At 41.8% G+C, this 13,899-nt stretch carries 11 protein-coding genes; 4 read left to right on the top strand and 7 right to left on the bottom strand.

Annotation, left to right across the window (positions count from 1 at the left end; genetic code table 11):
- Positions 1-86: 86 nt before the first annotated feature.
- From J8Z28_RS14835 to J8Z28_RS14855, 5 genes are all read right to left on the bottom strand, one after another.
- Complete coding sequence (locus tag J8Z28_RS14835) at positions 87-506, bottom strand: group I truncated hemoglobin (RefSeq protein ID WP_062566467.1); 420 nt, start codon at positions 504-506, stop codon at positions 87-89.
- A complete protein-coding gene (locus tag J8Z28_RS14840; protein WP_058585872.1) occupies positions 506-1,339 on the bottom strand; it encodes a DUF3034 family protein in 834 nt (277 codons plus the stop codon). The genes J8Z28_RS14835 and J8Z28_RS14840 overlap by 1 nt, the downstream gene beginning before the upstream one ends.
- The gene (locus J8Z28_RS14845; protein WP_062566468.1) at positions 1,326-3,641 is read right to left on the bottom strand and encodes a bifunctional diguanylate cyclase/phosphodiesterase; all 2,316 of its coding nucleotides are present in this window, start codon (positions 3,639-3,641) and stop codon (positions 1,326-1,328) included. Before J8Z28_RS14845 ends, J8Z28_RS14840 begins: the two co-directional genes overlap by 14 nt.
- Positions 3,631-4,281 carry a methylamine utilization protein gene (locus J8Z28_RS14850; protein ID WP_062566469.1) on the bottom strand — a complete coding sequence of 217 codons (651 nt, stop codon included), beginning with the start codon at positions 4,279-4,281 and terminating at the stop codon, positions 3,631-3,633. The genes J8Z28_RS14845 and J8Z28_RS14850 overlap by 11 nt, the downstream gene beginning before the upstream one ends.
- Positions 4,282-4,448: 167 nt before the next feature.
- Positions 4,449-5,555, bottom strand: coding sequence for a phosphoribosylaminoimidazolesuccinocarboxamide synthase (locus J8Z28_RS14855; protein WP_062566470.1), 1,107 nt, complete (start codon positions 5,553-5,555; stop codon positions 4,449-4,451).
- 217 nt (positions 5,556-5,772) lie between these two features.
- On the opposite strand from J8Z28_RS14855, the gene J8Z28_RS14860 reads away from it, so the two are divergent.
- The 4 genes from J8Z28_RS14860 to J8Z28_RS14875 are packed head-to-tail and all read left to right on the top strand — an operon-like array spanning position 5,773 to position 9,337.
- Positions 5,773-6,846: a CDP-glycerol glycerophosphotransferase family protein gene (locus J8Z28_RS14860; RefSeq protein WP_244269411.1), complete on the top strand. Its 1,074-nt coding sequence runs from the start codon at positions 5,773-5,775 to the stop codon at positions 6,844-6,846.
- A 16-nt stretch (positions 6,847-6,862) separates the two neighbouring features.
- Complete coding sequence (locus J8Z28_RS14865) at positions 6,863-7,561, top strand: ABC transporter ATP-binding protein (protein ID WP_054561016.1); 699 nt, start codon at positions 6,863-6,865, stop codon at positions 7,559-7,561.
- A complete protein-coding gene (locus tag J8Z28_RS14870) occupies positions 7,548-8,840 on the top strand; it encodes an ABC transporter permease (protein ID WP_055199221.1) in 1,293 nt (430 codons plus the stop codon). The genes J8Z28_RS14865 and J8Z28_RS14870 overlap by 14 nt, the downstream gene beginning before the upstream one ends.
- An 8-nt stretch (positions 8,841-8,848) precedes the next feature.
- The gene (locus tag J8Z28_RS14875) at positions 8,849-9,337 is read left to right on the top strand and encodes a DUF3299 domain-containing protein (protein WP_054552700.1); all 489 of its coding nucleotides are present in this window, start codon (positions 8,849-8,851) and stop codon (positions 9,335-9,337) included.
- Between the two features lie 35 nt (positions 9,338-9,372).
- Here J8Z28_RS14875 and J8Z28_RS14880 read toward each other — a convergent pair whose 3' ends face one another.
- Both J8Z28_RS14880 and J8Z28_RS14885 read right to left on the bottom strand, forming a co-directional pair.
- Positions 9,373-10,770 (bottom strand): efflux transporter outer membrane subunit, encoded by a 1,398-nt coding sequence (locus J8Z28_RS14880; RefSeq protein WP_062566472.1) that lies wholly within the window; start codon positions 10,768-10,770, stop codon positions 9,373-9,375.
- Positions 10,763-13,897: an efflux RND transporter permease subunit gene (locus J8Z28_RS14885; protein WP_062566473.1), complete on the bottom strand. Its 3,135-nt coding sequence runs from the start codon at positions 13,895-13,897 to the stop codon at positions 10,763-10,765. The genes J8Z28_RS14880 and J8Z28_RS14885 overlap by 8 nt, the downstream gene beginning before the upstream one ends.
- Positions 13,898-13,899 lie beyond the last annotated feature (2 nt).

A 13,899-nucleotide genomic window follows, 5' to 3' on the forward strand; every position in this document is an offset into this window, starting at 1 on the left:
TTAAGCCATACATTAAATAATTCTGTTGAAGTTTAAGGACTACAGTCAAAGAATGCAATAAAGTAAAAATTTAATATAAACAATAGCTAAATATCAATTACCTCAGGGCGAAGTGGTGCTAAGCGACTAAGGATTTTATTTTGTACCGTTTGCGGGATCTGTTGTTCGTCCATAGCATTAATCAAAAGCTCTACCACACGGTTAAAGTCTTTTTCAGGGATATTCATTCCTGTGTGGATATCAACCATATTGTCGCCTTTGTATTCACAAGGACCGTTGGTGACGCTACACAAATGAGTAATAAAACCTTGTCGAAAATGGGCGACATTCGTTTGTTTAAAATAAGCTAAAATTTGTTCGTCACGGCCTATTTGATTAATAAAACTATCAACCAGTTTTTCAACTCCTTGTTCGCCATTAATTTGCTGATACAAGGTGCTATTGTTGCTACTTGCACAACCAACTAACATAACGGCAAATACAAATGTAAAAAGTGTTTTCATCATTACCAATACCCTGTTACAGAAAGATACCAACCTGTTTGATCCTTAGCCCCAGCAATACTTCCTAAGTCTAACCAAGCAGCAGTCACGCTAACATACTTATTAGGAAACCAAGCAACAAACACATCCTGCCAATCTTGCTCCCCTAAGCCTAGGTTATTGGACTTTTCACGATACTCAACACCAACGGCTATTTGGTGGGTTAAAAACACAGCTGTCGATGCTTCAAATAACAATTCTTTATCGCTATCAGGGCCGCCAAAGCCTAACAAGCCAAGCTGATTAGCATCGCTATAACGAAAGGTGGTGTTCCAAAACCAGTTATACCCAGCAAGCGCGCCCAAATGTAATTTACTAGCAGCAAGGTATACATCGGTACCGCTGGTATCTTTGGCGCCGAGTAAGTTTGCGATACTGCCGTCATCAAGTGATTTATGTTGTACACCCAAGCTCAACTGCGGCCATTTACTGTAAACGATATCGCCGTATAAGCGTACTTTTGCCCCTGTAATTGATTGCTCAATATCGGTATTTAATGCGGGAACTTCGAAGCGTTGCTCTGCGTAACTAAATTCAACGCGATCATAAATATTTAGCTGCGCGCCACAAACATCTAAGCGGTAATCACTCACATCAGCGCGGCTGCAAAAACCATTTATTGCTATTTCATCATCACTTGCATAGCCTGCAAGCTGCGCCCAAGGGACAATACCACCACCCGCACTACCTTCAACTTGTGAGACACCAGGCGTTGCTAGTAATTTACCCGATGCAGCTAATCCTGAACTTGCAAAACCGAGGCAAGCCAGACAAAACAACCAATTAAGACGCTTCATTGTACACCTCTAACCACTGCAAAAACTGCTCTGATTTTAGTGGCCTACTTAAATAATACCCTTGTGCATAATCGCATTTATTTTGCACTAAAATATCCAGTGAATTTTTGTTCTCAACCCCTTCAGCAACAACCGAAAAGCCCAGCTGATGACCTAGAGTCACCGTCGATTGCACTATGTATTGATCTTGACGTGACTGATCTAATTGCAAAATAAAACACTTATCAAGTTTTAGCTCATCAATCGGTAATGACTTTAAACGCCCAAGCGATGTTTGCCCTACACCATAGTCATCCAACGAGATTTTAACCCCCAAGGTTTTGAGGTTTTCTAGCGCCTTAATACCTTGCTCTTCGTTCTCAATCATATCGCGTTCTGTAAGCTCAATTGTGATCAAGCGCCCATTAACAGCATGTTTTTCTAACTGTTTAGCAAGGTGCGAGTAAAAGCTTGGGTATGCAATATCTTGCGCAGAGACATTAATTGCAGCCTGCATAGTAATACCTTGCTGTTGCCATGCTGCAACTTGCGACACTACGGTTTTAACAACCCAAGAAGTTAACTCAACAATCACCCCCGATTGCTCTGCTAAATCAATAAACAGTTCTGGTGAAACCCACTGACCGTCTTTGCGCTGCCAGCGGATTAACGACTCAACTTTATCAATGCTATTAGTTTTAATATTTAGTTTTGGCTGATAGGTCATGAACAGCTGACCGTCATCATCAACAAGGGCTTGCTTAAGTTCATCAATTATTGCAAGGCGCTCAAGATGCTCTTCGTCTTCACCTTCTTGATAATAATGAATAGTTTTATGCTCGCAAGATGCGGTATCAACAGCAATTAACGAACGACGCATTAAGTCCTCAGGGCTGACATTTTGCGAAAGGCAATGCACCACCCCAACACTAAAGCGTAACGTAATATTTAAGCCTTGAATTAAGTAGCCAGCCTGTAACTGAGCAACTAACTTCATTACCGCATCTTTAAACTGTTTCGTTTCATCTGCTGGCAATAAAGTTAAAAACTCATCACCGCCAATCCGAGCATTAACACCATTATGATGAGCTGAGTATTCACCAATACGCTCAGCAACCGCTTTTAAACAATCATCACCAATACGCGGACCTAATTTATCATTGATATGACGAAGGCCGCGGATATCTATAGCAACCAGTGTGTACTCAGCTCCTTCGGCAAACAAGTTTTCCATATTTTCCAACATAGCAGAACGGGTATAAAAACCGGTTAATGAGTCATGGCTAGCTTGAAAACTTATTTGCTGTTCACGCTCTTTGATGTCGTTACCCATGTTGTTAAAGGCATCAATTAAAGTGGTGATCTCGCTACTTTGCTTTTTACCTACAAATTCAGCTTTATAATTGCCACGGGCAAATTGCTGTGCAAGTAAAGTAAGCTTTGAAAGCGGTGTTGTGAGATTTTTAGCTAAGATACCACTGGTCAATACGCCTATCACAACAGTAATAGCAGCAAGCACAATAATGGTGAAAAACAGCTGTTCAAACTCACGATAACTCTGGGTTAAATCAGCACTTAATAGCACAGAAACTAGGTGTCCGGGCAAAGATGGAAGTTCAACCAGGCGGTTTCTATAGACCGGCTTTTCACCAAATATGCGCTGCGTTGTCTCGTTATTAAAATGCGCTAATACAGAGGTGCTTTGTGGTTGCTTGGTCAGCGATGTTTCTACAACACCATCATCTTCACCAATAAAACTCACATCCATTGTGGTGAGGTTTTTAAGCTCTGCAGCAACAAGGTCGTTAATCTCGAATCCCACTAAACTGTAGGCAACAGTTCGAGGTGCGCGCACCGGCAGTAAAATAACTTGGTAAAGGGTTTGATCAAGTACAATGAAATTTGATTGCTCAGCATCAATGAGTAATTCATTCATCAATGCAGAAAACTCATCTGGCCTATGATTAAATTCAGTATTTGCTGAAACCAATTGCCCTGATAAATCCACAAGCAACATCAAATCAGCATTTATTCGACGACTGTGGTTATTCAATACACTACTAATGGTATCGGCGTCTTGAGTTGCGACCGCTTGTTTAAAGCCAAAATCTGCGGTGAGGACCTTTGCAGCCGTTAATAGCAGGCTCTCTTTAGCGCTTAAATATTGCTTAAAAACATTTTCAGCAACATTAATATCTTCACGTAGCTTTTGATCGTTAAAGCGATTTGTCGACCACCAAGAGCTCGCTAAACTTACTAAACTAGTTAATAAAACCAGGCTTACGCATAAGGCTATGATCCGCCCTCTTAAACTATGAATCATTATCTGCCTTAAACATCTCACCAAACGTATTACGCGGTGCAGGTTCATTCGTATTAATTGTAATATCAGCGACTTGCTCAGTTACAGTGACTGATAATTTTTTATTGATTTCACTTGCTTGGTTTGGGTGCCAAATCGTTATGCTAGTTGGAACAGTAATACCTTTTAATTGTACTTTGCCATCCTCTGCTGTTTTTAGTGTATTAGCGCTATTTGCGACATAGATATAACCCACCATAGAGTCGTGAATATTACAGCCTAAGACTACAACTCCGCTGTTATCAAACAACTCTGGTTTTTCTGGACGGTCAGCGTAAAGCTTAATATTAAATGGTTTAGCACTTGAAAAAGAATAAACATGATGGCGGATATTATCGCTATTAGGAAAATCAACAGACTGCCCTTGTTGTATCACCAATACATTAGGTGAAAATTGTTTATCAACCTGGTCCATTATCGCTATGGGTAATTGCGTGCTCGGTGAGTTCGCATTATTTTCTAATTCGATGACAGCATCAGCCAAAGGCTTACCAAATTGATCACGAACGGTAAATGAAATATCAGCAGCGAATGCAGTTGCTGCGCTGCACAGAACTACAAAAGAACATACCGTGCGAGCACAGTGCGCAAAAAACGTCATAATTGAACCTTGCTTAGCCTAGTTTGCTAATAAGTATAGATTAATCTTAGCTTAAGTTAATGAGAGAGGGTATGAAAAGCAAGAAAAAAGCCAAGCAGTTTTACTAGAAAACCAACTTGGCTTTAATAATATTGACTTAGAGCATATCTAAGTTAAAAAAATAGCAATTAATTGTGCTTAATTAAGCCGTATTCTTTATCTAAAATAGCGATTACTTCACTACGTGGGTCGCTTGGAATAGTAATTTCTTGACCAATGATTTTACTCGCAATGCCAACGTAAGTATCAGACACTTCAAGCATCACTGATTCTGGCAAGGTATAGTCTTTAGCAAGCTGCTCACGCTCGTCCATGCGGTCTTTATTTAATAACACATCGCTGTCTGGCACGTTATTAATTAATAGCTGGCGGAAACCCTCTTTTGAGTTTTCAATGATTTTACCGTCACGGTAAGCTGGGCCATCCCAGATACGTGACGAATCAGGCGTACCCACTTCATCAATGTAGATAAGCTTATCTGAACCATCAATGTCTTCAACATAACCAAATTCAAATTTAGTATCGACAAAGATTTGGTCTAGCTGTGCAAGTTCATCACTGATCAGCTTAAAACCTTCAACAAGTAGTTGCTCATATTTAGCGACATCGTCTTCAGATTTGAAGTTGAAAACAGCTAAGTTATTGGTGATGTTTTCACGGGTAATGTTCACATCATCTACTTCAGGAATATCAGCAACACCTGTGATAATGCCTTTCGTTGATGGCGTAATTAACACTTCATCTAGCTTTTGGTTCGCAGCAAGTCCCTCTGGTAAATCAATACCACAGAAATTACGCGTGCCTTTCGCATAATCACGCCACATACTGCCAGTAATATATTGGCGAGCAATGGCTTCAACTTTCACAGTGCTTGCTTTACGCACAATCCATACATAAGGGTGTGGAATATCAACAATATGGTTACCAGCAAGGCCTGCTTTATCAAATAACTTAAACCAATGAGATGCCACAGAGTTTAGCGCGATGCCTTTACCAGGCACACCATTTAAACCGTTTTCACCTTGCCAAATACAATCAAACGCAGAAATACGGTCAGAAATAACCATAATAGCTAGCTCAGTTCCTTTTGGAACTTGATAACCTTTTTCATTAATTAAACGAGCGCTGTCTTCATCAGTTAACCAATAAACTGAACGCACTTTACCACTGTGTACCGCACCTTTAGTACGGATCGGTAAATCATCGTTTACGTCTAAAACTTTATAGCTAGTCATGCTATCTCCGATAGTATTTGGCATGCTCTTGTGAGCACATGTATGGGATTGGGGTTATGGCCGCCTATAATAATCTAGACGCTTTGAAAGCTCAATCATTGCACTATCATCAGCAGCCTGCGGATGTAATAAAAACCATAAAAATTTAAACTTTCAGTAATTTTGCTGTCATAAACATTATTTCGCTATACTAGTGCCCTCGAAATAGGAGGTTTTCTTGGATTACTTAGCAGCTACCGCAGAAAAAAAATATTTAATGTTTATTTCGCAGAACTATTCGTACGCGATCTTACGCCCATTGCAACGGGAGATTTTAGCTCGTGGTGGTGAAGTTAAATGGTTTTTCTATGGTGATGAAGTTAATCAGAACTTCCTTCGTTCAGATGAATCGTGTTTAGAAACTATAGATGATGTAATCCAGTGGCAGCCAGACATTTCATACATTCCCGGGAATGTAATTCCAAACTTTATCCCAGGAAAAAAAGTAGCTGTTTTTCACGGCTTTAATTCTGGAAAACTAAATCGAAAAGGATACGAAGATCATTTTAACATCCGAGGCTGCTTTGACCTGTATTGTACCCAAGGCCCTAATACAACTTCTAAGTTTGAGAAACTAGCTAAAAAGCATGGTTTCTTTTTAACTAAAGAAACAGGTTGGCCTACTCTAGATCCATTATTTTCAAAAATAGAAAACAATCCATACGTAGATGAAGGCGATAAAAGGCAAACTCTTTTAATTTGTTCGACTTTTTCAAAACGCCTGTCTCTTGCACCTAAATTATACGAACAAATAAAAGCGTACAGTGAGCAAGGTAAATGGCGAATTTTGGTGCAATTTCACCCGAAAATGCCAAGTGAGCTTGTTGAACGATACAAGGCTCTACAAAACGACAATCTAACTTTTGTCGAGACAGATAATGTACTACCACTCTTACAAGCTGCTGATGTCATGCTGTGTGATACCTCATCTATTTTGCTTATGTTTATCTTACAAAGAAAACCCGTCGTGACGTTCTGCAACCAAGCACCTGGCGAACACCTTATTGATGTCACAGATGTCAATAAACTAACTGAAGCGATTGATTATGCCTTCACACGACCTGCTGAATTAATGGCGAAAATTGAGCACTTCTGCCAGCAACTGCATCCATATCAAGACGGCTTATCGAGTCAACGTGTACTTGCTGCTAGCAATGAATTACTATTGAGCAACCCTGCACTTAAGCCGAAACCACGTAATTTTATTCGTAATTTTAAAATGCGTAGAAAATTAAATTACTGGCGATGGTAACAATTCATAGGTCGTTATGATCACGCTTGAAAATGTGCTTTTTAAATGGCACGCAAAACAACCCGAGCCGACGATCAATATTACTAAGCTAGATATTGATCAAGGCGAACATGTTTTTCTTCACGGTCCGAGTGGTTGTGGTAAATCAACGTTATTATCATTGCTTGCTGGCGTCACAGTACCAACACAGGGCAATATCGAGCTGCTTGGTAAAGCGATTAACCAACTTAGTAATAGTAAACGGGACCGTTTTCGTGCCGACCATATTGGCTATATTTTTCAAAACTTTAATTTACTACCTTATTTATCGCCTATTGAAAATGTGACTTTGGGTTGCCAATTTTCAAAGCAAAGGCAAAAAAACGCATTAAAAAATAGTGCAACAATAGCCGCTGAAGCAAGCCGCTTACTGAGCGCTTTAGGGCTAAATGATAACTTGCAGCATCAAGCAGTTGCACAGCTGAGTATTGGCCAGCAACAAAGAGTTGCCGCAGCGCGAGCCTTTATTGGCAGCCCTGAAATTATTATTGCAGATGAACCTACCTCAGCACTCGACACACAAAATCGCCAAGCATTCGTAAAATTGTTATTTGAGCAGGCAAGCGCAGCAAATAGCACGCTAATTTTTGTTAGCCATGATGAAACATTACAAACGCTATTTACCCGCAGTATCAGCCTTGTTGAGTTACAAGGAGGCACAGATGCTACTCATTAAACTCGCCACAAAAAGTTTATTAAACCGAAAGGCCAGCGCCCTACTCACCCTATTTACCATTGCTATCAGCGTAATGTTATTGATGTCGATTGAGCGGGTTCGAGTTGATGCTAAAAGTAGCTTTAGCAATACAATTTCTGGCACTGATTTAATTGTCGGTGCGCGTACCGGTGATATCCAGTTGCTGCTGTCTTCGGTATTTCGCATTGGTCATGCTAATAATGGCGTGAGTTGGAAAAGTTACCAATACATATCAGGGCAACGGGGAGTGAAATGGGCTATTCCTATGTCACTTGGCGACAGCCATAAAGGTTTAGCTGTACTTGGTACAAATAAAGACTATTTTGAGCACTATCGCTTTGCTAAAAAGCAGTCGTTGAGCTTTTCACAAGGCCATGAATTTAATCACTTATTTGAGGTTGTATTAGGTGCTGAGGTTGCCAATACTCTTGGCTATCAGCTTGGTGACGAAGTGGTGATTGCGCACGGCATGGGCAATACCAGCTTTCATAATCATGACGATAACCCATTTAAAGTGGTCGGTATTTTAAATCCAACGGGCACACCTGTTGATAAAACCCTGCATATTCCACTTGCAGCAATTGAAGCGATTCATGGTGGTCATGCTCATCAGCATGAAGCCGCTCAGGCTGATGCAAATGACCACGACCACGACCACGACCACGACCACGACCAGCATGATGATGTTGATTTAGTTGGCACACCAAAACAAATAACCGCTTTTTTACTTGGTTTCGATTCACCACTTTATACCTTACAAGTGCGTCGTAATATTAACCAATACAAAGATGAGGCACTGCTAGCCATCATGCCGGGAGTTACTTTGCGTGAACTATGGGAAATGCTCTCTATCGTTGAAAAAATCTTGCTGTTATTTTCTATCGTCGTGGTGCTGATCAGTTTGCTTGGCATGTTAACGAGCCTGCTTTCAAGCTTAAATCAACGCCGCAGAGAACTTGCTATTTTGCGCTCTGTTGGCGCAAGACCTTGGCATATTTTCACCTTGATCAGTGTAGAATCATTACTCATTACAGGGCTTGGCTGCATTGTTGGTATCGCATTATTCTATGCTTTAATGCTACTCGGCGCAGATTACTTGCAAAGCCATGCCGGAATAAGCCTAAATATAGCCTTATTGTCATCCTATGAACTCATGCTTTTAGCTGCGATAATGGTTGCAGGCTTTATTGTTGGGTTAATTCCCGCAACTCGCGCGTATTTCTACTCTCTTGCTGATGGTATGAGTATTAAAATTTAAGGAATGTTATGCCGTTTTTTCGAAAATTCGTCGCTTTAGTCGCATTAGTTGTGTGTGCTGGAGCTAATGCTGGCGCACCTAAAGAAATCTTCTGGGAAGATTTAATTCCAAAAGGTCATGTGCAAATCGATACCCAAGCGCAAGCAAACCATGAAGGCTCAGAACAAAACTGGGTGCAACCAGACCTTGATGCTCCCGTGGTAAAAGAACTTAATGGTCAATCAGTAAGTTTGCCTGGTTTTGTTGTTCCCCTTGAAGGCGACAGCGAAGTGATCACCGAGTTTTTATTGGTACCTTACTTTGGTGCTTGTATTCACGTACCACCACCACCGCCAAATCAAATTGTGCATGTCACGATTAAAGACGGCGTACCAATCGAAAGCCTATACGATGCGATTGTCGTGACTGGCGTTATCAGCACCGAAACCTGGTCTGGTGAAATTGCTCAAGTCGGCTATAAAATGAAAGCCGTTGGTGTAGCACCATTTGAGTTATAAGTTTTTAAAGAGCATGCTTTTGCATGCTCTTTTAATTAATCTACCACTTTTTCTTTTTCCAGTTCCTGTTCGCTTAATTCATACCATCCGCCACCAAGTGCTTTATAAAGCGTTGCTAGGCTTTGCAGACGATCATTCTTTGCCTGCGATAAAGCTATTTCTGCCGAAAATAACTGGCGCTGTGCATCCATTAAATCAAGGGAGCTGGCAACACCATTGCTATACCTAAGGCGTGCTAAGCGATAGTAATCTTGGCTACTGAGCACCAAGCTCCTTTGCGCATCATAGCTTTGCTCTGCCGACTGATAGTTCGAAAGCTGATTGCTTACTTCTTGCAGTGCCACCAGCACTGTTTTTTGGTATTGAATACTTGCCTGATAAGCTCGTTGTTCCGCCACCGTTAAATTTGCCTGATTGCGTCCCATATTAAATATTGGCATTAACAGCTCTGAGCCCAGCAACCAAACCTGCGAATTACTGGCGAGCAAATCACTAAAATCAGTGCTTTCACTGCCAAGCTCTGCATATAAATTAAGTTTTGGAAATAAAGCCGCTTTTGCGACCCCAATCTCAGCCATGGCCGCTTGCCATTGATACATTGCTTGCTGCACATCTGGTCTACGCTTTAACAGTTCACTAGGTAGTCCTGTAGGTAATTGCTTAGGAAGGGTTTGTACAGATAACTCATTCCCCCCTTGCACATCAGCATTGGCATCACCAATCAAAAACTTTAACTGATTAATAATCCGCCTTTCACTGTGCTGTAAAGGCGGGATCTTCACTTTCGCTGATTCTAATTCAACCTCGGCTTGGCGCTGTTCTAGCCCTGAAATAATACCGCCTTTTTTACGAATACGCGCAATTTCAAGCTCCTTCTCGCGAAGCTTAATCGTACTCAGGCTAATATTTAATTGCTCTTCAACTTCTTTAAGGGCAAAAAACTGCTGCGCAACATCAGCAATCAAGGCGAGCTGCAACGCGTTTCTTGCTTGTTCTTGGCTATAATAATTTGCCAGTGCGGCTTCGCTTGCACGTCGGTTACTACCAAATAAATCTAGCTCCCAACTTAAGTAACCTTTTAAATCAAAGGTATTTTCGGGGCTGCTATTAAGCTCTTCTTCTCGCTCTGAAGTAAGCCCTATGCTTACATCTGGCCATAAAGCGGCATCGGTAATTCGATACCGAGCTCGCGCTTCAATAATTTTCGATTGCGCAATTAACATATCTTGGTTATTAAGAAGCGCTTGGCTAATCAGCTTTTGCAAATGAGGGTCGCTATATATTTGCTTCCATCCCGCTAAAGCTTCAGACTGTGGCGTAGCTGCTGCACCCATAAAATTAGCAACTTCACTATGATCAGGTATTTCAAAATCTGGCCCTACAGCACAGCCTTGAATACAAGCGAAACAAAGCAATGGCAGCAATTTATGCATCGACTTGCTCCTCTACTACTTTAAAGGCCGGTGTTTGCTGTTTTTTTACAAAGCGTGCAGCGGTAATAAAAAACAGCGGAACTAATATAATGCCGATAGAGCTTGCTAGTAACATCCCCCCTAAAATAGGCATAGATACCGACTGCCGACCAACCGCTCCGGGGCCAGAAGCAAGTACTAACGGCAATACACCAAGCACAAAAGAGGCTGCAGTCATTAATATAGGCCGAAAGCGAGAACGGGCGGCTTCTATTGCAGCATCAACGGCATTCATACCTTCTTGATAAAGCTGATTTGCCACCTCAACAATCAATATAGAGTTCTTTGCCGCAAGGCCTATCAATGCAATAAATGCGACTTGGAAGAATAAATTGTTTTCATGCCCCGTCACTAAGGTCAATACAGAGGCTCCCAACATAGCTATCGGGCTTATTAGTAGTACAGCAAACGGCAAGCTCCAACTTTCATAGAGCGCCGCTAAAAATAAAAATACAAACACAATAGCAAGGCTGATAGCGATACTTAGCTGACCCGATGAGCGAATTTCTTGATAGGTTAATCCTGTCCATTCATAGCCAAGGTTAGGCGGTAGTTTTGCCATTTCTTCTTTAATTACGTCAATTACATCTCCCGATGCATAGCCTTCAGCTGGCGATACATTCACCATGGCACTGGTAAACATATTAAAGCGGTTTATTGCAGACGGACCGGTTGTTAAATTTAACTTAGCAAGCACATTTGATGGCACCATAGCGCCATTTTTTGAACGCACATAAAATTCGTTGAGGTTTTCAGGGCGTGCCCTAAATTCATCTTCAGCCTGAACTTTAACCCGATAAACCCGGCCAAATAAATTAAAGTCATTAATTGTTGATGAGCCAGTAAGCACCTTCATTGTGCTGTAAACATCGGCAATCGGCACCTCTAATGCCATGGCTTTTTCTCTATCTAACTCTAAAAATAGCTGAGGTACTGAGCCACGCAGTGAGCTACTTGCTTTAGCAACTTCAGGGCGGTTATTTAAATTTGCCAGCAGTACCTCGAGCGATTCAACCAGACCCGTTAAGTTGCCTCCTGTTTTTTCTTGCAGCGCAAACTCAACACCAGAGCCCGAACCAAGCCCCGCCACAGCCGATGGCTGAAACACATTAAATTCAGCATCGGGAATGGCGTACAGCTGCTTACGAATATCATTCATCACACTCGTGACCGTAAAACCTTGCTCTGCACGCACTTGCCAAGGCTTTAAAATCACCTCCATTTGACCATGTGATTGCGCACTACCAGCACGGCGGTTTTCACCTGCTAGCGTGAATGAATAAGCCACCCCAGCATGGCTCATAACAAATTGGTTAGCTTTACTTATCACCTCGTTGGTACGTGAGACCGTTGCCGCATCTGGCAAGGTAATATCAACAAAAAAGCGTCCTTGATCTTCTTGCGGCATAAAGCTACTTGGTAATTGGCTGAACACAAAGTAACAGCCACCTAGCATTATAAAAAAGCCAATATAACTACGTTTTGCTTTTTCAGAGCATGCCTTTACAAGCCAGGTGTATTTTTTGCCAACACCTTCAAGCCAATTATTAAATTTAACAAAAATCTTATTGTTTGATGGGAGGCTAGGTTTTAAGAAAATCGCACATAAAGCAGGGCTTAAGGTTAACGCAACTAGGGTCGAAATGAGTACCGCAACGGTAATTGAAATCGCAAATTCTCGGTACATAATGCCCGTAATACCGGCTAAAAATGACACCGGCACAAACACCGCTGCCAGTACTAAAGAGGTTGCCACTATGGCGCCAGAAAGCTCTGTCATCGCTTGCTTAGTAGCAGCAACTACCTCCATATTTTGCTCATTGATCAATCGCTCAACACTTTCGACTACAACAATCGCATCATCAACGACGATGCCGATTGCCAATACCATAGCCAATAAACTGACATTGTTAATGGTAAATCCAAATGCAGCCAAGGCGATAAAGGTACCCACTATTGACACCGGCACAGCTAAAGCGGGTATTAAAGTTGTTCGCCAGTTTTGCAAAAATAAATACACCACTAAAATCACTAAGATCAGCGCTTGAATAAGGGTATTGATCACCTCATTAATCGACAGCTTGATAAACTCAGATGCATCATAAAATAACTGCCATTTCACTCCCTTTGGAAAAGCCGCGCTCAGGCGTTCCATCTCAGCCTTAACACGTTCAGTAACCGCTAATGCATTAGAGCCTGGTAACATATAAACCTGCAAAATAGTGGCGGGCTGTTCATTTAGTTTTGAATTTAAAGTGTACGCAGACGATGCCAGCTCAACCCTTGCAACATCTCGCAAACGGATCATCGAGCCATCACTGTTAACTCGCAACATAATGTTATTAAACTCATCAACCTTATTAAGCCGTCCTTGTGCCCGCACCGGAAAATTAAGCTTAATTGCATCGCTCATTGGCTGAGCCCCGATCTCCCCAGCAGCGGCCTCTTTATTTTGTGCTTTGATTGCTGCGGTCACATCATTCACGGTTAATTCGTAACCCGCTAAAATATCGGGCTTTAACCAGACCCGCATAGCATAAGAACGCGAGCCGGTGTTACGCACTTTACCAACCCCCGGAACACGCTTTAAAGCCGCCTCAACATTGATGCTGGCGTAGTTACTCAAATAGATTTCGTCATAGCGAGGATCATCAGAGGTCAGTGCCAGTTTCAACAGCTCAACGGAACTTTCATTAGAGACATTCACCCCTTCAGTTTGCACATCAACAGGTAAATTACTACCTGCTTGGCTTGCGGTGTTTTGCACATCAACAAGGGCGAGATCTGGGTCGGTGCCAACATCAAAGGTGAGTGTGATCCCAACACTGCCAGAGTTAGTTGCCTTTGACTCCATATACAACATATTCGGTGTGCCATTTAATTCTTGCTCAAGAGGAATGGCTACCGACTCCGATGCGGTCTCAGCCGTTGCGCCAGGGAATGAAGCAGACACTTTAACCGACGGCGGAGCAATATCAGGGTATTGATCAATCGGTAGAGTAAAGAGCGAGACCAAGCCTGTGAGTAAAATAACTAACGAAATAACGATAGCAAACACTGGACGCTTGATAAAAAAATGCGAAAACATAG

The sequence above is a fragment of the Pseudoalteromonas sp. SCSIO 43088 genome (genome assembly GCF_023650795.1).
In the GTDB taxonomy this organism is placed as follows: domain Bacteria; phylum Pseudomonadota; class Gammaproteobacteria; order Enterobacterales; family Alteromonadaceae; genus Pseudoalteromonas; species Pseudoalteromonas shioyasakiensis.

What these genes read in the sequence shown, in the direction of transcription:
- J8Z28_RS14835 (WP_062566467.1), bottom strand. Translation starts at nt 506, where the DNA reads ATGATGAAAACACTTTTTACATTTGTATTTGCCGTTATGTTAGTTGGT.
- J8Z28_RS14840 (WP_058585872.1), bottom strand. Translation starts at nt 1,339, where the DNA reads ATGAAGCGTCTTAATTGGTTGTTTTGTCTGGCTTGCCTCGGTTTTGCA.
- J8Z28_RS14845 (WP_062566468.1), bottom strand. Translation starts at nt 3,641, where the DNA reads ATGATTCATAGTTTAAGAGGGCGGATCATAGCCTTATGCGTAAGCCTG.
- J8Z28_RS14850 (WP_062566469.1), bottom strand. Translation starts at nt 4,281, where the DNA reads ATGACGTTTTTTGCGCACTGTGCTCGCACGGTATGTTCTTTTGTAGTT.
- J8Z28_RS14855 (WP_062566470.1), bottom strand. Translation starts at nt 5,555, where the DNA reads ATGACTAGCTATAAAGTTTTAGACGTAAACGATGATTTACCGATCCGT.
- J8Z28_RS14865 (WP_054561016.1), top strand. Translation starts at nt 6,863, where the DNA reads ATGATCACGCTTGAAAATGTGCTTTTTAAATGGCACGCAAAACAACCC.
- J8Z28_RS14870 (WP_055199221.1), top strand. Translation starts at nt 7,548, where the DNA reads ATGCTACTCATTAAACTCGCCACAAAAAGTTTATTAAACCGAAAGGCC.
- J8Z28_RS14875 (WP_054552700.1), top strand. Translation starts at nt 8,849, where the DNA reads ATGCCGTTTTTTCGAAAATTCGTCGCTTTAGTCGCATTAGTTGTGTGT.
- J8Z28_RS14880 (WP_062566472.1), bottom strand. Translation starts at nt 10,770, where the DNA reads ATGCATAAATTGCTGCCATTGCTTTGTTTCGCTTGTATTCAAGGCTGT.
- J8Z28_RS14885 (WP_062566473.1), bottom strand. Translation starts at nt 13,897, where the DNA reads ATGTTTTCGCATTTTTTTATCAAGCGTCCAGTGTTTGCTATCGTTATT.